This is a genomic window from Deinococcus fonticola, from assembly GCF_004634215.1.
Taxonomy (GTDB): domain Bacteria; phylum Deinococcota; class Deinococci; order Deinococcales; family Deinococcaceae; genus Deinococcus; species Deinococcus fonticola.
Window position 1 is genome coordinate 167,031 of sequence record NZ_SMMH01000004.1, and the last position, 18,939, is coordinate 185,969.

The window sequence follows — 18,939 nt, forward strand, 5'->3', positions numbered from 1 at the left end:
ACCCTGGGCCGCGGCGATTCAGGGGAAAAGTTCAGGCGGAAATGGTCTGGGTGACGCGATCCAGTTCCGCGGCGATGGCCTGATCCAGCAGCGGGCGGGCCACGGCGTAAGGCTCGTTCACGGTGGCTCCGGCAGCGGGCACATGACCGCCACCGCCCAGCGCCACCGCGATGTTCTGGGCGCTCAGGCCGCCGCGTGACCGCAACGAGAATTTCACGCGCTCGCCGTAATCCTTGATCATCACCGCCAGGCGGCTGCCCTCGGCGCTGCGCAGCAGGCTGACGTAGGATTCCACGTCCTCCCAGCTGGCGCTGGCGCGTTCCAGCATGGCCTGATCCACGCGGGCCAGGATGACCTGACCGTCGTGCCTGAATTCCAGGGTGCCCAGCACTTCGCGCAGCAGCAGGTAATAGGAACGCGAATGCTGGCGCAGGTTGTCGGTCAACCAGCCCATGCGCGCTCCGTACCCGCGCAGGCGGGCCGCTGTCAGGAAGGTGTCGGGTGTCACGCTGTCGAAGGTGAAGTTGCCTGTGTCGGTCAACATTCCCAGCATCAGGGGGGTGGCGATGTCCTCCGTCCAGGCCACGCCCAGGGCGTCCACCACATCCGCGACCATCATGGCGGCGGCGGGTTTGGTCGGGTCGACCACGCCGGCGGTGGCCTTACGAGTGTTGGTGCCGTGGTGATCGATGTTCACGACTGGCCCATTGAAGCTTCCCACGTCCGCGCCCGCCACCCGCGGGAAGTCGTTGTTGTCCACATCCAGTACCACCAGCAGCGCGTCGGCAGGCCACTGTTCCAGGTTGCCAATAAGCTCGCCGGGTTGCGGCAGGAAAGTCAGGTAACGGGGCACGTCCAGCGCCGCGACCACGGTCTTGCCCAGGGAGCGCAGGGCGCGGGTCAGGCCCAGGACGCTGCCCAGCGCGTCACCGTCCGGGTTTTCATGCGCCAGGACGACGATGGGGCCGGGGTGGTCGAGAAGGCAGCGGGCCACATGCTGCACATCCTGAAGGTAATCAGGGGTGCCGGAATTCTGGGCTGTCATTCTCAGCAGTATAGGAGGTCTAATGAGAGTCGCCTTACGCATATGAGAAAGATGGGGCAGGCGCGCTATGCTGGGCGGCGTGCCCCTGCGTCTGAACCTGGCCGCCCTGACCGAGGCGGAACTGCTGGCCCTGTACGGCCCGGCCGGGGTGCAGGCTCGCTTTCCAGAAATTTCACGCGCCCGCTTGCAAGGCCAGCCCATTCTGAACGGCGAGGTGCCACCCACCCTGATGCTGGAGGACACCCACCTCACCTCGCAGGCCCCTGGCGCGACCCCCCAGCAGAGTCTGGCGCTGAAACAACTGCACGCGGCCCTGCTGGAAACCGGGGCGCTCGCAGACGCGACTTTCCTGCTGCCGCCCACCCATGAACGGGCCTTCCTGCGGGCCTACGTGCTGGGCGAAACGGCCATCTGTGTGCGCTGGCTGGAGTTGCCTGCCCCACCCCGCCAGGCCGATCCGGCCTTGTTCATGCTGACCTGGCTGCGCGACCGGGCCAGCGGCGTGGCCTGCGTCCTGACCACCACCGCCCACGCCCCGGCGCCAGCCTACAGCGAAGAGGTCGACCTGCACCTGCATCCCGAGGCCGATGTGCCGGAGTTGCTGCGCCTGCACCGCCAGCACGTCAACCGGCACGGCAAACCCCAGAAACTCGCCGCCGCGCAGGGCTGGCGCAAAATCTGGCAGGCCCTCCACGATCTGAACCTTCGCTCCTGGCAGCGCCGGGGCGTCTTGGTGGAAGTCGAGGAATAAGCCTTCACGCCCTCCGAAACGGCAGGGGTTTTAGACACCGGCCTGACCACGACCGGCTGTCTGGGGAAGAATGGCGGGTATGACGGCGCAGCAACGGCATGTGGCATTCGACTGGGGCGGGGTGTTCACGGTGGGGACGTTCGACGGCCGCAGCACGCAGAATATGGCGGACAGGTCAGGCGTCAGCGTACAGCGGGTGCGCGAGAGTTACTTCCGGCACGTGCACCAGCTGGAGGTGGGCACGTGGGGTCTGCCACAATTCTGGGAGACGCTGCAGGCGGAAACCGGCATGTCCTTGCCGTACCATGAATTCGAGCCGCTTTACCTGGGCAGCATCCAGGACAACAGCCCCATGTACGCCACCCTCGAGCAGTTGCCCCGGCAGGTGCGGGTGGGCCTGCTCAGCAACAATTACCCGGTGGTCAGTGACCACCTGCGCCGCGACCCGCGGTTCGCGCGGTTTGACGCGCTGGTGTTCAGCAACGAAATCGGGTACAAGAAGCCCACGCCCGAGGCTTTCGCGGCCCTCCAGCAGGCCATGGATTTGCCGGCCGGCCAGGTTGCCTTCGTGGACGACGTGCAGGAGAACATCGACGCCGCCAACGCTTTCGGCTTTCAGGGCCTGCTGTACCACCACGACCGGCACGCGGAATTTCAGGCCACCCTGCGGGAATGGCTGGCCCTTTAAACAAACCTCACCCGTGGCAGGCTCGGGGGGCGCACACTGACTCTCATGCTAGATAACATCCTGAACACCGTGAAGAAAGGCGCCGAGAAAGTCCAGCGTCGCGGCGAGGAAGTGGCGCAGATCGCCCGCCTGAAAATGGAGATCTTTCAACTGACCCGCGAACTCGACGGGCACTACGCCCGCCTGGGCCGCGCTTACCACGACGGGAAGCCCGTGGATATCCTGTCCGGCATCCGCGAGGACATCCGGCACACCGAAGACGAAGTCAAGGGCCGCGAGCGCCTGATCACGGAACTGGGCGACACGCCCGACCCGCGACCCGACAGCACCAGCATCGAGAAAGTGGAGACGGCCCCTTCGACATCCGCCAGCCCCTCATTTCCGGGAACCGGCGAAATCGCTGGCAGCACCTCTTCCAGCAGCGCCCATCCCAACAGCACGCCGTCGGGCACTCCCCCCGCCAGCACCACACAGTCGACGGCCTCGCAGCCCAGCACCGGCAATCAGCCGCCCTTCACCAACAGCACCGACGAAACGCCGCGCTGAGTCGAGCAGTATGACAAAGCCCCCGGTTTCAGCGCTGAAGCCGGGGGTTTTATTGAAGGATGCTCCAGAGAGCTAAAAGGGGTAAGAGCGAGGAAACCGGTGCAGATGGATCATTGATGACCTGCAACAGCGAAAATCAGTTCAAAGAGCGCCAGGCACAATTCAAACAGCCCAGCGCAGGGACAGCATCACGGGGCTGGCTTCGCCTGGTTCACGAAGCAGGCTGGCTTCGCCTGGTTCACGAAGCAGGCTGCCGCCCACCTGTGGTTCCGACTCAGCCCTCGCCGATGCGCCAGGTGCTCAATGGAATTTGCGTCCCAGGAAGCAGGGAACGTCTTAAAGTGACGACGTTGAGCATGTCGTCATCGATGGCCCAACGCTCCACCGCTACCGGCGGGCTGACGTGCCGTTTGATGTACTTGCCCACCTTGTGGTGCAGTTCCCTGCGTTCACCCTGGTATTCGACCACGATGGATTTTCCCTGATGGGCCAGAAACCGGATCGTCTTCTCCCGACCATGATGCATTTCATCAGCATGCACCGCCGGGTCATCGTTGGTAATTATTTTGCAGTGTCACGAACTTTACGTTCGGCTCATGTTGAATCATCTTCGCTTTGCCTTTCCAGGGCGGTCTTCCCCCGCTCGTCTACGGGATGTCGGGCAGGCATGCCGAATAAACCTTTAAGCGACTTTCATGTCACGGGACACCTCCTGAAATTTAGTGAAACCAGCTTCACTCCAGCCGCCGCCAGGTGTCAGGCCTAGATCGCTTGAACCCGATCACTGTCTCTACATGCTTGGCCGACTCCGAAGCATTTTGCCAGGCATATCTCGTCTCATTCCGAACCGGACATTCACTTTCTCGCCTGAGGGCCAGTGGGCACGGTTGAGAGCGAATCTGGGGCCTCCTGAACCGGGCCGCCCCTATGATGGCTGGGATGACACCGCCTGTTGATGTGTGTTCTGAATCTTTTCTGCCTGGGAGGCCAAGCATGACCCGAACTCAAATGATCTGTCCTCAAGAAGCCCGCTGCACAGGGGAAACAAGCCTATGAAAACCGTTCCGATCATCTCTCTGGCGCAGGCCGCGCAGTTTGTGAAGGACGGGCAGACGCTTCTGGTGGGCGGGTTCGGCATGACCGGCAACCCGGTACACCTGCTGCACGCGCTGGCCGACCTGCCCACCAAAGACCTGACGTACGTGGCGAACAACGTGGGCGAGGCTGGCATCGGCGGCGGAAAACTGCTGCGGCAGGGGCAGTTGAAAAAGGCCATCGGTTCGTTTTTCACCAGCAACCGCGAGGCCGTGCAGGCGGCGCAGGCGGGGAAACTGGAGGTGCAACTGATCCCGCAGGGCAGCCTGGCGGAAGCGCTGCGCGCTGGCGGGGCGGGCATCGGCGGGTTTTACACGCCCACCGCCGCAGGAACGGTCATTGCCGGGGACGCCGACGTGCGGCACCTGAACGGTCAGGACATGATCTTCGTGCCGGGCCTGCGCGGGGACGTGGCTTTTCTTCGTGCCTGGCGGGCCGATACGGCCGGGAACCTCCAGTACCGCCTGACCGAGCAGAACTTCAACCGGGCCATGGCCACCGCGGCGGATCTGGTCATCGTGGAAGCCGAGGAGATCGTGCCGGTGGGCGACATTCCTCCGGAACAGGTGCACACCCCCGGCCTGTACGTGGATTACCTGGTGGAGGCGAAACTCACGCCGGAAGATCTGGGATCGAGCGCGGACGTCAAGGGCAGCAGCAAGAAAGTGGACGAAGCCCGCCTGAACATGGCCCGCCGAGCCCTGCAGGAACTGCGCCCCGGTGACGTGGTGAACCTCGGCATCGGCATTCCCACGCTGGTCGCCGACCTGATTACGCCTGAGCACGGCCTCAACCTGCACACCGAGAACGGCATGCTGGGCGTCGGCCCGGCCCCTGAGGACGGTGGCGCGATGGATTTCCCGGTGAATGCCGGAAAAATCCCGGTCACGGCCCTGCCGGGGGCCAGTTACTTCGACAGCGCCGACAGTTTCGCCATGATTCGCGGCGGTCACGTGGACGTGGCGGTGATGGGCGGCTTGCAGGTGGACGAGCACGCCAACCTGGCCAACTGGGCCGTGCCCGGCAAACCCCTGCTGGGCGTGGGCGGAGCGATGGACCTGGCGAGCGGCGCAAAGAGACTGATCGTGACCATGGGGCACACCGACCCGGACGGCACACCAAAAATTGTGCCGGACTGCACTCTGCCCCTCACGACGCGCGGCGCGGTGAACGTGATCATCACGGATAAAGCCGTGTTCGAGTTCGTGGATGGTGTGCTGACCCTGACGGAACTGATGCCCGGGGCGACCCTTGAAGAAGTCAGGGCGACGACCGGCGCGAAATTCAACGAGCAGCTCAGGAATTAAAAACAACTGTGCAGAATCGCCGCCCCATCCCGACGCGAGGCTGAGGCCCAGAAGGTCACACCCCGGAGCACCGTGCAGGTTCCGTTCCTGCTGGAGCTCAGGTTCATCCACACCAGAAAATTTCAGATGCTCGACGACCCGAATCCAGAAGCTGACCTGTCAGTTTCCAATGTGCCGCTTCCCGCATTTGATTAGCAGCTTCCGGGCGAAAAAGGATAGGCGCTTCGGGTGAAAATGAGAAAACAGGCCGTGTCAGGGCCTGTTTTTCTGTTGAACGGATCGAGGTTCAGGCGGGCGTGGGCGTTTCGTTCTCCTGCACGGCGGGCGCGGGTTGTTTGCCGCTGCCGCGAATGGTGATCACGGGAACGAAGAACATCATGATCAGGCCAGCCAGAGCGAACCACACCGCGTCACCGAACATTTTCGTGATGCTGGCAGTGAAACCTTCCTTCATGCCCCTGGTGACCTGAGCGGCGAGGGTTTTGCCTTGCTCGTCGAACCTGGTTTTGATGGTGGCGAGCGCCTGGGTTTTCGCCTGACCGTACACCGTGTCCTCCTGCGCGAGGATGCCCGCGGCGAACCGTTCAGCGACGGCAGCGGAACCTTGCGGGGTGGCGAAGGCCTGCGCGGGGAGGGCCTGCAGTTGCGTTTTCAGGGCGTCAGGCGTTTGCGGATTGGCGAGCATGGCGTTGCGTCCCGCTTCACCGGCAGACAGGGCTTTTTGAATGGCGGCGGCCTGTGCCGACAGCTTCTGGTGAACTTCGGCTCTCAGGCCGCCGGTAACCAGGGTCTTGAGTTCGGCGGGCAGTTGCGCGTTGGCTTTGATGGCGGCCTGCGCCTTCGCGTCGCCATTCATGGCCTGCTCGATCAGCGCGTACTGCCCTTCCATGGCGGTCTTGATTTTGGCTTCCACGCCGCCGCCACTTCCGGCGGTTCGCATGGCTTTCATGTCGATGTTCTTGCTGTCGAACGCCGTGCCGGGCATCGCGGGCAGGTGCTTGGGGAGTTCGGTGTGCAGGCCGTTCATCAGCAGCGTGCCGAAAATGGCCGCGCCGATCGTGCCGCCGATCTGCCGGAAAAACTGGCTGCTGCTGGTGGCCGTGGCCAGTTGCCCCAGACTGACGCCGCTCTGAATGGCGATGGTAAAGAGGCTCTGGGCCGGGCCGAGGCCCATGCCGACCAGGAACATGCGCCAGTACAGATCCAGCAGGTGACTGTCGGGTTTCAGGCTGGTCAGCGACCAAATGCCAATGACCAGAATGACGCCCCCGCCGATCATCCAGGGTTTGTACTTGCCGGTGCGGGCCACGATCTGCCCGGCCACGATGCTGGTCACGATCAGGCCCAGCATCAGGGGCAGCATGCTGGTGCCGCTCTTGGTGGGCGACACACCCAACACCATCTGCATGTACAGCGGCAGGAACATGATCACGCCGAAGAAGGCCATGTTCAGGATGAACGAGGCGACGTTGCCCACCGTGAAAATAGGGATGTTGAACAGGCTCAGCGGAATGATCGCGTCGGGCGTGCGGCGCTCGACCAGCACGAACAGAATCAGGCTGACCACGCTGCCGGCGAACAGACTCAGGATGGTGGCACTGTTCCAGGCGTAGGTGGTGCCGCCCCAGGTGAGGGCCAGCAGCAGGGGAATGGTGGTGGTCAGAATCAGCAGGGCGCCCAGCACGTCCACTTTGCCGCCGCTGCGGCGCGACAGGCTGGGCATCTTGGCGATGATCATAAAGAGCGCCAGCAGGCCCAGCGGCAGGTTGGCATAAAACGTCCAGCGCCACGAGAACTGATCGGTCAGGAACCCGCCGATGACCGGGCCGATGACGCTGCTGAGGCCGAACATCGCGCCGAACAGCCCGCCGAACTTGGCGCGCTCGGCCGGGTTGAACATGTCGCCCAGGATGGTAAAGGCGATGGTGATGAGCGCCGCCGCGCCCAGGCCCGCCACGGCCCGCGCCGCGATCAGCTGGTTCATGCCGCCGCCCAGGAACTGGCCCAGCCACGGCTCGCCGGCAATACCGCACAGCGCCGAGCCGACCAGGAACAGCACCACACCGAACACCAGGATGGGCTTACGTCCGTACAGGTCGGACAGTTTTCCGTAAATAGGCACCATGACCGTGCTGGCCAGCAGGTAGGCGGTGGTGACCCAGGTGTACAGGTTGAACCCGTTGAGTTCTTCCACGATGCGCGGCATGGCCGTTCCCACGATGTTCTGCGAGAGCGCGGCCAGCAGAAAGACGACCATCAGGCCGATCAGGGTAATTCGTTTTTCCTGTTCCGTGAAGGTGTACGGCGCAGGAGCGCCTGGGGTAGGTTCAGAGGGTGCGGTCATGGGGTCTCCTGCTCGGGCTTGAGCTGATCGGGGCTGGATTGATCTGCATGGGGTTGATCGGCGGTCAGGTCTTCCAGGGTGCGCATGGCGTCCAGCAGCGCCGCGAGTTTCTGCGGGGGAAGGTATTGCAGCCGGGCGCGGCTGACTTCACCGATGAGTTGCGTGCAGCCCTCCACGGCGGTCTGTCCCGCCGGCGTGACGGACAGCAGCGTGCGCCGCGAGTCGTGCGGGTCGATCTGCCGCTCGATGAGCCCCTGCGTGTGCAGGCCGTCCAGGTAACGGCTGAGTAAGGTAGACGGCATATCGAGGTTCTCCGCAATCTGCTTGGGGTACACCCGGCCGTGCCGGATGTTTTGCAGAATGAAGTACTTGCGGATATCCAGGCCGTACTGCTCGGCAATCAGGGGCTGCACGCTCTGCTTGATGCGGCGGTTGAGTTTCCACAGCCCACCCATGAATTTCAGGGTTTCCTCGGCGGTCAGGTCAGTCATGGTGGATGAAGTTGGGGGCATGGCGTTCACCGGACGATCAGTACGTCCACCGGCGAGGCGTGGCTGACCATGTCCGACACGCTGCCGGCCAGCGCGGCAGTCCAGGCGCTCTTGTGCTTGCGGCCCAGGATGATCAGGTCGGCGTTCTGCTCCTGCGCCACCTGCACAATCGCGTCGGCGGGTTTCAGGGCGGGAACCAGGTGGGCATGCACGTCAAGGCCGGCCGCGCGCAGGTCGGCGGCAGCCCGCTGAAGGTACGCTTCGCGCTGGGCGTAGTCGTCCTGTTTGGCCTGACCCTCGAACATCTCCCCGCCCGCAAAGGCGGTGGCGACGTTCATGAGGGGGGAGGCGGCCTGCGGCACCACCGCCACGAGGTGCAGGGTGGCGCCCACGCGCCTGACGATGCGGGCGGCGCGGGCCACGGCCACCAGCGAGTGTGGCGCGCCGCCGGACGCCACCAGGATCGTCCGGTAATCGCGCAGAGATTCAGAGAAAAGTTCCGACATGCGGACTACCCTAGCGCAGTAGTTTACTTTGGTCAACTATTTTCAATGAGCACCTGTTGATGGAAGGGAAGGGTCAACGAACCCCGGCGGCTCAGGATTCGATATCCCGCTGCGTGGGCAAATGCCCGTATCCAGCCGGGCGGGATACGCGCAGACTGGCGACCTGCACGGCAAACGACGTGGCCTGGGCGATGGTCTGGCCGTGTGCCAGGGCAGTCGCCAGAGCGCCGTTGAAGGTGTCGCCCGCGCCCACGGTGCTGACCACCTCCACCTGTGGGGCACCGAATTCACGGAAACCCTCGGCATTCAGGAGAAGGGCACCCCGACCCCCCCGCTTCAGAATCACGTTCTTCACGCCCTGTTCAAACAGCCTGATGGCCGCAGCATGGGCGTCCTTCTCGCCGGTCAGGGTCACGGCTTCGTGCTCGTTCGGCGTCAGGATGTCCACATCCGCCAGCAACTGGGGCGGCAAGACTTCTGTGGCGGGCGCGGGATCGAGGATCACCACTACGCCTGCGGCCCTGGCCCGTCGCGCCGCCTCCACGTTCACGGGCAGGGGAATTTCCAGTTGCAACAACAGGACTTGCGCGCTGTGCAGAGCGGCACTCAGGGCACTCAATTCCGCCTCGCCCACCCCCTGATTCGCGCCGCCATGCAGGGTGATGGTGTTCTCGCCGTCCGGCGCCACGTGAATGTAAGCCTGACCGGTCGCCACACCGCCCTGCACCCGCACCGCCGCCACGTCCACGCCGCTTGCCGAGAGCGCGGAGCGCATGACCTCTCCGGCTTCGTCGGCGCCCACGGCGCCCAGCATCACTGTTCTGGTTCCCAGCGCCGCACACGCCGCCGCCTGATTCGCGCCCTTGCCGCCCGGCTGGCGTTCCAGGCTCACGGAGTGCATGGTCTCCCCCACCCGGGGCAGGTGCGGCACCCGCAAAATCAGGTCGAGGTTCAAACTGCCCAGTACCAGAACGCCAGGGGAAGTCATGCCTTTACCCTAACAAGTCAGCAGAAACGTACGTCATCTGGCCCATGTCTGCCGACCATGAGTTGGCGTTCTCGCTGGGCGAGGGCTCCCCGCTGGCCCGTGTCTACGGGCTGGACGGGCAGGTCTTAGTGCTGGGCACAGAGAAGAACACCAGCCTGCACCTGGCGGAGGCCAGAACCGGGCAACGGCCCGTGGTTCAGGTGGGCGCACCGCTGATGGTCAATGGCGGGCCGCAGTGGGTGACCTTCGAGGAAGGGGAATACGACGACACCACTTTTCCGCCCGTCAAGGCCGCTTTCGAAGCCAGCGGCGCGGTCACCGTTGGCCGGGTAGAATCAGCCACCGCGAAACTGATGTGGCAGCGCGCACTGGTGGATTTCGCCGTGAACTGTTGGCTGGCTGAAAAGTCAGCTTAGTTTCGCCTTGAACTCCTCGTACCCGAAAGTTTTCACGCGCTCGTAAGTACCGTCCGGGCGCAGGATGCCGATGTCGGGGTGCTTCACGCCGTTGAAGAAGGTGGTCTTGACCATGGTGTAGTGGATCATGTCGTCGAACACCACGCGGTCACCGATGTTCAGCGGGTGATCAAAGACGTACTCGCCCACCACGTCGCCCGCCAGGCAGGTCGTTCCGCCGATGAGGTAGTGGGAACCGGGCGGGGTGTCCACGGCCTCGCGGTGGTCGTCACTCGGCGGGTCGCCGGCGCCCAGGATACGCGGGCGGTAGGGCATTTCCAGCACGTCGGGCATGTGCGCCGAGACTGAAACGTCGAGCAGTACGGCGTCTTTCACGTTGTGCACCACGTCCAGCACACTGGACACCAGCCAGCCGGTCTGCCAGCCGAAGGCGCTGCCGGGTTCCAGAATGACGTGTACGCCCCACCTCTCGCGGAAGGCTTTCACCACCCGGATCAGGCGCGCCAGGTCGTACCCTTCACGGGTCATCAGGTGACCGCCGCCGAAATTGACCCACTGCATGCGGCCCAGATACTCCCCGAAGTTGCGTTCCACGACTTCCAGCGTGCGTTCCAGCGTGTCGGAATCCTTCTCGCAGAGGGTGTGGAAGTGCAGGCCGTCGATGCCGTCCAGCAGGTCTTCGCGGAACTCGCGCCGGGTCACGCCCAGGCGCGAAAACGGCCCAGCCGGGTTGTACAGGTCAGTCTCGACCTCGGCGTACTCGGGGTTGATGCGAAGGCCGACATGCAGCTGGCGCCCGGCGGCGCGGGCGGCCTGCACCTGCGGCCTGAAGCGCTGCCACTGACCAAACGAGTTGAACACCAGGTGGTCGGCCAGTTCCAGAATCTTCGGAAAGTCCTCGTCGCTGTAGGCCGGCGCGTACACGTGAACTTCGCCCTGCATCTCCTCTTTCGCCAGGATCGTTTCGTTCAGGCTGGAGGCGGTGGCGCCGGTAATGCCGTACTCGCGCAGGATCGGAAAGGCCGACCACATCGAGAACCCCTTGAACGCCACGATGATCTGCGCCCCGCTCTGCTTCTGCACATAATCGATGAGGCTCAGGTTGCGGCGCAGGCGCGATTCGTCCAGCACGAAGGCCGGGCTAGGAATCCCCGCCCAGTCCACGGCATTCACGTCGGTCACGGCGGGCAGGTGCAGGTCGGCAGGCAAAGCAGTCACGCGCTACAGGGTAACCGATCAGGCCGGCCTGACCTGTGACGCGATCCTGAACTCTGCTTTTCAACCCTTCTGCGGCCACCCCTTTAAGTGCTTGCCCTTCCAGAGAAAGCCACAGAAAGGCCGTGTTCCTGGTTGTCAGCGGAGTATTTTGAAGCTGCTCACGAAGGTTTTCATGGCGGGAAGCAGCGTCGCCTGCGACCCCAGCACGGTCGTTCCCGTCAGGATGTAAGCCTGCCGGCCCTTGACGGCGTAGGTCGCGTGAAAGTAGAGGGTGGCTTTTCCCTGACGCCCCTGGTAAATGACTTCATTGGCCGGCTGGCCGCCCAGGGTGGTGGCCCGCTGACTGAGAATCTTGCCGTCGGTCATGACGGTGTCCAGTTGCTTGAGGCTGAGGTCGTGGTACTTCTTCTGCGTGATACCCGCTGGCAGAGGCTGCACCAGCACATTCACATTAGGCTGAAAACTCGCCAGGGGTTTGGGCGCCATGAAGACGACGTTCGTGCCCGGGTAACTGGCCTGTTTCCAGCCTGCCGGCGCAGTGATGCTGAAGCCGTCCTTGGGACTGCTGAAGGTCACGGCATCAGCGGATGCCCCGAGCAGAAAAGCCAGCGCGGCCACACGTTTCCAGGTCATACCTCATGTTATACGCACCCCTCTCCGTTTCATGCCCACATTTCCGGAAAGGTTCCGCCCGACGTGTTCATCACGTGCAGGAAGGGAGGTTTTCCTGCGCCTGGTGTTTCACCGCTTGACCAGCTCTGGTCGATGTTCAGCTCCGAACAGGCCGGGGGCGACCAGAGTCCGGATGACCGAACTTCCGACGAGTGCCGCACTGTTCCGGCAGCGGCGCAGTTCGGCTTTACCCCGCGATGAAGCGCAGTGTTCCTTCCGGCACATCGTCGCCCTGCACCAGCGTGGGAACGACCGTGCTGGTGCTGAGTTCGGCGGCGTAACGCACGTCCTCCCCGAGCCCCAGGTTCGACAGGCGGGCGCCGTGAACGCTGCTGCTCAGGGCTTCCAGCGGGTTGCCGCTGTTGCGCCTCACCGTCAGGGCGATGCGGGCGCCGTCGTCGATGCTGAATTCCCCCAGCGCCAGCAGGTACTCGGCGATGACGCCGGCGGTGTACACGTCCTCCAGGCCCACGCGCTCGTCGGTGCCGGCGCACACGATGGCGACTTCCTCAGTGGCCTGCGCCCGGGCGCGGCGGGCGGCGGCGTGCGCGTTCGTGAGGGCCGCCAGGAACACGTGCTTGCCGGTCTGCGCGGCCACGTGCGACGCCCCGGTGCCGTTGGTGGTGTTCATGACCACCGTTTTTCCGGTGAAGTTCTGCGGCTGCGCTTCCACCGGGCTGTTCCCGAAATCGAAGCCGGGAATGGGTAGGCCGCCGCGTTCACCGCCCAGCAGGAACCCCTCGCCTTTTAACCCCAACGCCACTTCGGGCGTGCTGGTCAGGAGCAGGGCGTCCGCGCCGCGTTCCAGGTAGGTGACGGCGGTGGTGGTGGCCCGCAGCGTGTCGATGACTAGCACCACGTCCGGGTAATGCCCGTGCGGCAGCAGGTCGACGCGCAACCTCACTGCAAGGCCTCACGCAGGCGTTGCAGGCCCGCCCCCGCGCCGTCCGGGCCATATACGGCACTGCCGGCCACCAGCACATTCGCCCCCGCTTCCACCACGGCCCTGGCGTTCTCGGCGGTCACGCCGCCATCGACCTGCAAGTCTGCACCGCTGCCCAGTTCATCCAGCCAGCGCCGCACCGTGCGAATCCGCTCCAGGCTGTCCGGAATAAATTTCTGCCCGCCGAAGCCAGGGTTGACGCTCATCACCAGCACCAGATCCACATCGCCCAGCACGGGCTTAATCATGTCCAGCGGTGTGCCGGGATTCAGGGTCACGCCCGCCCGCTTGCCCAGTTCCTTGACCTGCTGCACGGCGCGGTGAATGTGCCTGGTGCTCTCCACCTGCACCGTCAGGCCATCGGCCCCGGCGTCCGCGAAGGCCTTCAGGTAACGCTCGGGCTGCTCGATCATCAGGTGAACGTCCATGTAAAGGGAACTGACGCGCCGCGCCGCCGCCAGGATCGGCAGTCCGAAACTGATGTTGGGCACGAACATCCCGTCCATCACGTCCACATGCGCCCAGTCCGCCGACTCGATCGCCTGTAATTCCTCGCCCAGCCGGGCAAAATCACAGGAGAGAATGCTGGGAGCCAGTTTCACGCGGGCCAGAGCGGATGATGGTGCGGTCACGGCGCAGATTCTAGCAAGGCCCTGAAAAAAACGAGAGCCTGCGGCCAGAACCGGCACTCAACTGAACCCATCAACTCCCCTGGGACAACGAAAGGGGCCGTGGGAGCCAAACTGATTCGCGCGCCTGGTCTGTTGATGGGCCTGTTGTTCGCCGCCTTTCAGGTTTTCGAGGCGCTTCGCCAAGGGGACGGATACGCTTCCGGTCTCCCCGCATGGTACTGGGCGGGCATCTTGGCAACAGTGGTGGTTGGTCTCGCGGGTGCGCGGCGGGCGTGTCCTATAGCAAGTCACTGGGGCTTCGGGTTCAGGTGGGCGGAGAGTGCGCTAGAATTCGGATCTCTCTTCATGTGGGTCAGTTTTATGGAAGGTCGTCTCGCGGGTTCCTGGCGGTGGCCGGCAGACTTGCTGCGGGTGGTTCTGTTGAGTCTCCTGCTTGCCGTCTTGACTGCCTCCCGCGCGCGGAACTGGCCTTAAGCCGCGGCAAAAGCCACCACTGTCACCCGCTCAGACACGAATTCCTTGACCGCAATGCAGGACGTGGCCTGCGTGTGGGTGGCACAATAAAGGGGTAACGGAGGTTCAATGCCATGAGTGACCTGAGCCAGTGGAAAGCCCTTGCCAGCAAGGACTTGAAGGGTGGCGACCCCTCGTCGCTGAACCGCGAGTTGCCCGAGGGCATCACCCTGAAAGCCCTGTATACCCGCGATGACCTGCCCGCCGGAGACGCCGCGGACACCCTGCCGGGCCTGCCGCCCTTCACCCGCGGCCCCCGCGCCACCATGTATGCGGCCCGCCCGTGGACGATCCGGCAGTACGCGGGCTTCTCCACCGCCGAGGAATCCAACGCCTTCTACCGCCGCAACCTCGCCGCCGGGCAGAAGGGCCTGTCGGTGGCGTTCGACCTCGCCACGCACCGCGGGTACGACAGCGACCACCCGCGCGTAGTGGGCGATGTAGGCAAGGCCGGCGTCGCCATCGACAGCGTGGAGGACATGAAAATCCTGTTCGACGGCATCCCCTTGAAGGACATGAGCGTGTCCATGACCATGAACGGCGCGGTGCTGCCCGTCCTGGCCGGGTACATCGTGGCGGGGCTGGAGCAGGGCGCGAAACTGGATGAACTGTCGGGCACCATCCAGAACGACATCCTGAAAGAGTTCATGGTGCGCAACACCTACATCTACCCGCCCGAGCCCAGCATGCGCATCATCGCGGACATCATCGAGTACACCGCGAAGAACATGCCACGCTTCAACAGCATTTCCATTTCCGGCTATCACATTCAGGAAGCCGGGGCGAACGCTGCGCTGGAACTGGCGTACACCCTGTCAGACGGCAGGGAGTACATCCAGGCCGCGCTGAAGAAGGGCATGAACATCGACGAGTTCGCGGGTCGCCTGAGTTTCTTCTTCGGCATCGGCATGAACTTCTACACCGAGGTGGCCAAGCTGCGCGCCGCGCGGCGGCTGTGGAGCGAGGTCGTGGAGGAGTTCGGGCCGCAGAAGCCCATGAGCAAGGCCCTGCGCACCCACTGCCAGACGAGCGGCTGGTCGCTGACCGAGCAGGACGCGTACAACAACGTCGTCCGCACGACCATCGAGGCGATGGCGGCCGTGTTCGGCGGCACGCAGTCCCTGCACACCAACGCCTTCGACGAGGCGATAGGCCTGCCCACCGACTTCAGCGCCCGCATCGCCCGCAACACGCAGCTCGTCATTCAGGAAGAGACCGGCATCACGAACGTCATCGACCCCTGGGGCGGCAGCTACATGATGGAAGCGCTGACCGCCGAACTGGCCGACAAGGCCCGCGAACTGATGAAGGAAGTGCAGGAACTGGGCGGCATGGCCAGGGCCATCGAGTCCGGCGTACCGAAACTGCGTATCGAGGAATCCGCGGCCCGCAAGCAGGCGAAGATCGATCGGGGCGAGGACGTGATCGTGGGCGTGAACAAGTACCGTCCCACGCAGGACACCCCCATCGACGTGCTGGACATCGACAACGCCGCCGTGCGCGAGTCGCAGATCGCCCGCCTGAACAAGCTGCGCGAAGGGCGCGACAACGCGCAGGTGCAGCGCACCCTGGCCGCACTGACCGAAGCCGCCCGCACCGGCCAGGGCAACCTGCTGGCCCTGAGCGTGGACGCCATGCAGGCCCGCGCCACCCTGGGCGAGGTCAGCGACGCGCTGGAACAGGTGTGGGGCCGCCACGCCGCCGAGATCAAGACCCTCAGCGGCGTGTACGCCGCCGGGTACGCCGGCGACGAGAACTTCGACGCCCTGAAACGCGACATCGACGCCTTCGCCGAACGCGAAGGCCGCCGCCCGCGCATGCTGGTCGTGAAGATGGGCCAGGACGGCCACGACCGCGGTGCGAAGGTGATCGCCACGGGCTTCGCCGACCTGGGCTTCGACGTGGACGTGGGCCCGCTCTTCCAGACGCCTGAAGAGGCCGCGCGGCAGGCCATCGAGAACGACGTGCACGTGGTCGGCGTGAGCAGCCAGGCGGCCGGGCACAAGACCCTGGTGCCGCAGCTCGTGCAGGCCCTGCGGGCCGAGGGCGCGGGCGACATCCTGGTGGTGGTGGGCGGCGTGATCCCGCAGCAGGACTACCCGGCCCTGCGGGAAGCGGGCGCCTCGGGCATCTTCGGCCCCGGCACGCCTATCCTGAAAAGCGCGCGGGACGTGCTGGAGCTGCTGAGCAAACGCGAAGGCGTCACCTTCTAAATCCTCTTCCCTTTTCCGAAAGCCCTTGCCATGTGTAAGGGCTTTTAGCCTGCTGGCAACAAATCATTTAGTACGTTAAACTGATCAGGTGAGCGGATCAAGTGGAGTTAATCTCGTCACGGCCATAGCTGTGACGGCCGACACTCTCGTGAACGCTGCCCTACGAGAGTTACATCGTCACGGCTTCACCGATCTTCGCCATCATCACTTCTTGCATGTCAGCCGCTGGCTGAGTCCAGCAGGAAGGCGACCCTCCGAACTGGCAGAGGACGCAGGAATCTCCCGCCAGGCCATGTCTGATCTCCTGACAGAGCTGGAAGGACTTGGTTACGTAAAACGCATTCCCGACCCTAGTGATGCCAGAGCACGCCTGATCATCCCCGCTGAACGCGGGTATGCCGCTGATGCCATCCTGCAAGCCTTCTGGCAGTCCAGGGAACTTCAACTCCGCGAGCAATACGGTGACGCCCGTGTCTACGACGTGAGCGAAATCATCCTCGCCTACCAGGAGGCCGTGAAATGAACAGGGTCTGGGTGATCACCTGGATAGGCTTTTCTCTGGTCTTGCTGCTGCTGGGCCTCCTGTGGTTTTTGCAAGGAAACGGCCTGGTCGTTATTCCGCCGATCCTGTGCGTCGGTCAATGTGAGCCTCTGACAGGCCCCTCCCTGGTCTGGGCCGGCACAGGTTTCGTCACCGCGCTTCTGGGAGCCTGGAGTCTACTGGCGAGTCTACGGAAATACCGTGTCCGTCAGCAGAAATAAGCGATACGGCGTGAGTGGCCGCTTCACCTATCTTCCCTGACCCGCGCCTGTTCATCTACGAACCAATGACCTTGACGGCTCGGCCCGTTCTGGCCGCCCCGAACAGCGCGTCCAGTACCCGCGCCTGTCCTACGGCGTCGTCCGGTTCAAAGAGGGGTTGTTCCCGTCCCCGCGCCACATTCTGGAAGTGCATTACCATCCGGGCATAGGCGTTCGAGGGCGGGAATTCCTGGCTGAAGTCCTGACCTTCAATTTGCCAGCGCAGGGTGGTGCTGTGGCTGGTGTGGCTGTCGAAAGGGCGTTCCATCCGGAGGTCTCCGCGGGTGCCCACCACATGGAAGCCCTGGGTGGACGGTTCTCCCCAGTCGAACCCACAACTGATCCCCGCCAGTGCGTTGGGGTAAACGAGAGAGGCATCCAGCCCGACATCCACGCCGGAGGCAGAGGAGCGCGCAACCGCCGTGACTTTTTCCGGTTGGCCCAGCAGCAGCCGCACAAGGTTCACAGGGTAGGTGCCCACGTCGTACAGCGAACCGCCGCCATGCTCCGGAATCCAGCGGAAGTCGCTGGGGGTTTGCAGGTGAAAGCCGAAGCTGCCGTGAAGCGCGCGAAGTTCGCCCAGTTGCCCACTGTGCACAATTTCCAGAGCGCGCAGCACCTGCGGTTGAAAGCGGTAAGCGAAGGCTTCCAGCAGCACCCGCCCGGTCTGCGTGGCAGTGCTCAGGAGGTGCTGCGCCTCCTGGGCGTTCAGCGTCAGGGGTTTCTCGGTCAGGGCATGTTTTCCGGTCTGGAGGGCGGCAACTGTCCAGGGCAGGTGCGCGTCGTTCGGCAGAGGATTGTAAACGGCGTCTACATCACTGTCGACCACGTCCTGATAGAGGCCGACGAGTGGCACCTGCCACCGTTCGGCAAATTCACGGGCGTGGGGGCTGGACGGGTCGCGCACGCCCAGCGCAGTGACTTCTCCCCCGGCAGCGCGAATGGCGGGAATGAGGGCACGGGCGATACGCGCCGCCCCCAGAATCCCCCATCGAAATGGTGTGGATGACATATGTCAGCATAGCCCTGGAAAGGGAAAACGGCCCTGAAAGGCGGCGTGCAGGGCCGCGAATGTTCGGGCCTTCCCCCTTCCTCTAGGCCACTTTTCAGCTCAACCGGCGTACGTCTCGCGCAGCAGGTCGAGTTGCGGGCCGAAACGCTCGGCCTGTTCGCGGGTCAGCAGGAGTTCCAGCGCAATCAGGACATCGGCGACATGCGGCCCTGTCAGCTGGGCCGGGGACAGGCGCGTCATGCGCAGGGCATCGTCCAGCAGCTGACGGCCTTCCTCGCCCAGCAGGATGCTCAGTTCGCCTTGCAGGGCGCGGTACTGTTCATGCTTGCGGGGCGCGGGCGTAGAGCGTGTCGCCTCGCCGGGCAATTCCAGCCAGCCTTTGCCGGCGGCCCCTTGCAAGAGTTTCAGCACCACCTGGGCAGGCAGTGAAAGAGCGGCCGCAATTTCGCTGACGGTACGTTGACCGTTGCACAGCGGCAGGATGCGCCTGCACCAGGGACAGTCGATGGTGAGGGGGTAGCCTTGGGCTGCGGTGGGAGTCACGGCGTAGGTCATCAACGGTCCTTGGAGAACATGAGGGAAATGAAGGTAGGGCAAAGATGGCAGCCCGACATCCTCATGTCTGTGAACTTCTTCACGGCGATTAGGGGTTGACATTTCGTGTCCAGAATGGCAAAGGGATGAAGGTGTTGACGCCTCATCCCGACTACAGTTTAATGCCCATCCCCCAGGCCGCAACGCTGATTGCCTTTCAGGTT

20 protein-coding genes are annotated in these 18,939 nt (G+C 64.0%); 8 read left to right on the forward strand and 12 right to left on the reverse strand.

What is annotated here, in order from left to right; all coding sequences use genetic code 11:
• Window positions 1-31: 31 nt before the first annotated feature.
• Window positions 32-1,045: a DHH family phosphoesterase gene (locus tag E5Z01_RS04110; protein WP_135228206.1), complete on the reverse strand. Its 1,014-nt coding sequence runs from the start codon at window positions 1,043-1,045 to the stop codon at window positions 32-34.
• 79 nt (window positions 1,046-1,124) lie between these two features.
• On the opposite strand from E5Z01_RS04110, the gene E5Z01_RS04115 reads away from it, so the two are divergent.
• The 3 genes from E5Z01_RS04115 to E5Z01_RS04125 all read left to right on the forward strand — a co-directional run bounded on the left by E5Z01_RS04115 (window position 1,125) and on the right by E5Z01_RS04125 (window position 3,030).
• Window positions 1,125-1,796 (forward strand): hypothetical protein, encoded by a 672-nt coding sequence (locus E5Z01_RS04115; protein WP_240738171.1) that lies wholly within the window; start codon window positions 1,125-1,127, stop codon window positions 1,794-1,796.
• A 70-nt stretch (window positions 1,797-1,866) separates the two neighbouring features.
• Complete coding sequence (locus tag E5Z01_RS04120) at window positions 1,867-2,484, forward strand: HAD family hydrolase (protein ID WP_135228208.1); 618 nt, start codon at window positions 1,867-1,869, stop codon at window positions 2,482-2,484.
• 45 nt (window positions 2,485-2,529) lie between these two features.
• Window positions 2,530-3,030, forward strand: a complete 501-nt coding sequence (locus tag E5Z01_RS04125) for a hypothetical protein (protein WP_135228209.1) — start codon at window positions 2,530-2,532, stop codon at window positions 3,028-3,030.
• 274 nt (window positions 3,031-3,304) lie between these two features.
• On the opposite strand, the gene E5Z01_RS04130 is transcribed toward E5Z01_RS04125, so the two are convergent.
• Window positions 3,305-3,556: a hypothetical protein gene (locus E5Z01_RS04130; protein WP_135228210.1), complete on the reverse strand. Its 252-nt coding sequence runs from the start codon at window positions 3,554-3,556 to the stop codon at window positions 3,305-3,307.
• A gap of 526 nt (window positions 3,557-4,082) precedes the next feature.
• On the opposite strand from E5Z01_RS04130, the gene E5Z01_RS04135 reads away from it, so the two are divergent.
• Window positions 4,083-5,432 (forward strand): 3-oxoacid CoA-transferase, encoded by a 1,350-nt coding sequence (locus tag E5Z01_RS04135; protein WP_135228211.1) that lies wholly within the window; start codon window positions 4,083-4,085, stop codon window positions 5,430-5,432.
• A gap of 286 nt (window positions 5,433-5,718) precedes the next feature.
• Here the strand turns inward: E5Z01_RS04135 and E5Z01_RS04140 are convergent, their stop codons facing one another.
• From E5Z01_RS04140 to E5Z01_RS04155, 4 genes are all read right to left on the reverse strand, one after another.
• Window positions 5,719-7,776 (reverse strand): MDR family MFS transporter, encoded by a 2,058-nt coding sequence (locus E5Z01_RS04140; RefSeq protein WP_135228212.1) that lies wholly within the window; start codon window positions 7,774-7,776, stop codon window positions 5,719-5,721.
• A complete protein-coding gene (locus E5Z01_RS04145) occupies window positions 7,773-8,288 on the reverse strand; it encodes a MarR family winged helix-turn-helix transcriptional regulator (protein WP_135228213.1) in 516 nt (171 codons plus the stop codon). Before E5Z01_RS04145 ends, E5Z01_RS04140 begins: the two co-directional genes overlap by 4 nt.
• Before the next feature lie 5 nt (window positions 8,289-8,293).
• Window positions 8,294-8,773, reverse strand: coding sequence for a universal stress protein (locus E5Z01_RS04150; protein ID WP_135228214.1), 480 nt, complete (start codon window positions 8,771-8,773; stop codon window positions 8,294-8,296).
• Window positions 8,774-8,864: 91 nt separating this feature from the next.
• Window positions 8,865-9,761, reverse strand: coding sequence for a ribokinase (locus E5Z01_RS04155; protein WP_135228215.1), 897 nt, complete (start codon window positions 9,759-9,761; stop codon window positions 8,865-8,867).
• A gap of 44 nt (window positions 9,762-9,805) precedes the next feature.
• Between E5Z01_RS04155 and E5Z01_RS04160 the strand changes: the two genes are divergently transcribed.
• Window positions 9,806-10,177, forward strand: a complete 372-nt coding sequence (locus E5Z01_RS04160; protein ID WP_135228216.1) for an AAC(3) family N-acetyltransferase — start codon at window positions 9,806-9,808, stop codon at window positions 10,175-10,177.
• On the opposite strand, the gene nspC is transcribed toward E5Z01_RS04160, so the two are convergent.
• From nspC to rpe, 4 genes are all read right to left on the reverse strand, one after another.
• Complete coding sequence (nspC, locus tag E5Z01_RS04165) at window positions 10,169-11,395, reverse strand: carboxynorspermidine decarboxylase (protein WP_135228217.1); 1,227 nt, start codon at window positions 11,393-11,395, stop codon at window positions 10,169-10,171. The two genes, E5Z01_RS04160 and nspC, sit on opposite strands and share 9 nt — an antisense overlap.
• A gap of 135 nt (window positions 11,396-11,530) precedes the next feature.
• Entirely contained in the window at window positions 11,531-12,028 is a 498-nt protein-coding gene (locus E5Z01_RS04170) for a DcrB-related protein (RefSeq protein WP_135228218.1), read from the reverse strand.
• 226 nt (window positions 12,029-12,254) lie between these two features.
• Window positions 12,255-12,971, reverse strand: coding sequence for a 2-phosphosulfolactate phosphatase (locus E5Z01_RS04175; protein ID WP_119765564.1), 717 nt, complete (start codon window positions 12,969-12,971; stop codon window positions 12,255-12,257).
• On the reverse strand, window positions 12,968-13,642 hold the full coding sequence (rpe, locus tag E5Z01_RS04180; RefSeq protein ID WP_233554649.1) for a ribulose-phosphate 3-epimerase: 675 nt from the start codon (window positions 13,640-13,642) through the stop codon (window positions 12,968-12,970). The genes E5Z01_RS04175 and rpe overlap by 4 nt, the downstream gene beginning before the upstream one ends.
• Window positions 13,643-14,229: 587 nt before the next feature.
• Here rpe and scpA point away from each other — a divergent pair.
• The 3 genes from scpA to E5Z01_RS04195 all read left to right on the forward strand — a co-directional run bounded on the left by scpA (window position 14,230) and on the right by E5Z01_RS04195 (window position 17,130).
• A complete protein-coding gene (gene scpA / locus E5Z01_RS04185) occupies window positions 14,230-16,368 on the forward strand; it encodes a methylmalonyl-CoA mutase (protein WP_135228219.1) in 2,139 nt (712 codons plus the stop codon).
• Between the two features lie 148 nt (window positions 16,369-16,516).
• Window positions 16,517-16,891 carry a MarR family winged helix-turn-helix transcriptional regulator gene (locus tag E5Z01_RS20175; protein ID WP_276321230.1) on the forward strand — a complete coding sequence of 125 codons (375 nt, stop codon included), beginning with the start codon at window positions 16,517-16,519 and terminating at the stop codon, window positions 16,889-16,891.
• Window positions 16,888-17,130, forward strand: a complete 243-nt coding sequence (locus E5Z01_RS04195) for a hypothetical protein (RefSeq protein ID WP_135228221.1) — start codon at window positions 16,888-16,890, stop codon at window positions 17,128-17,130. The genes E5Z01_RS20175 and E5Z01_RS04195 overlap by 4 nt, the downstream gene beginning before the upstream one ends.
• Window positions 17,131-17,185: 55 nt before the next feature.
• On the opposite strand, the gene E5Z01_RS04200 is transcribed toward E5Z01_RS04195, so the two are convergent.
• Together E5Z01_RS04200 and E5Z01_RS04205 are read right to left on the reverse strand one after the other, a co-directional pair.
• Window positions 17,186-18,181, reverse strand: coding sequence for a Gfo/Idh/MocA family protein (locus E5Z01_RS04200; protein ID WP_135228222.1), 996 nt, complete (start codon window positions 18,179-18,181; stop codon window positions 17,186-17,188).
• 99 nt (window positions 18,182-18,280) lie between these two features.
• Window positions 18,281-18,736 (reverse strand): DUF742 domain-containing protein, encoded by a 456-nt coding sequence (locus E5Z01_RS04205; protein ID WP_167757758.1) that lies wholly within the window; start codon window positions 18,734-18,736, stop codon window positions 18,281-18,283.
• Between the last annotated feature and the right edge of the window lie 203 nt (window positions 18,737-18,939).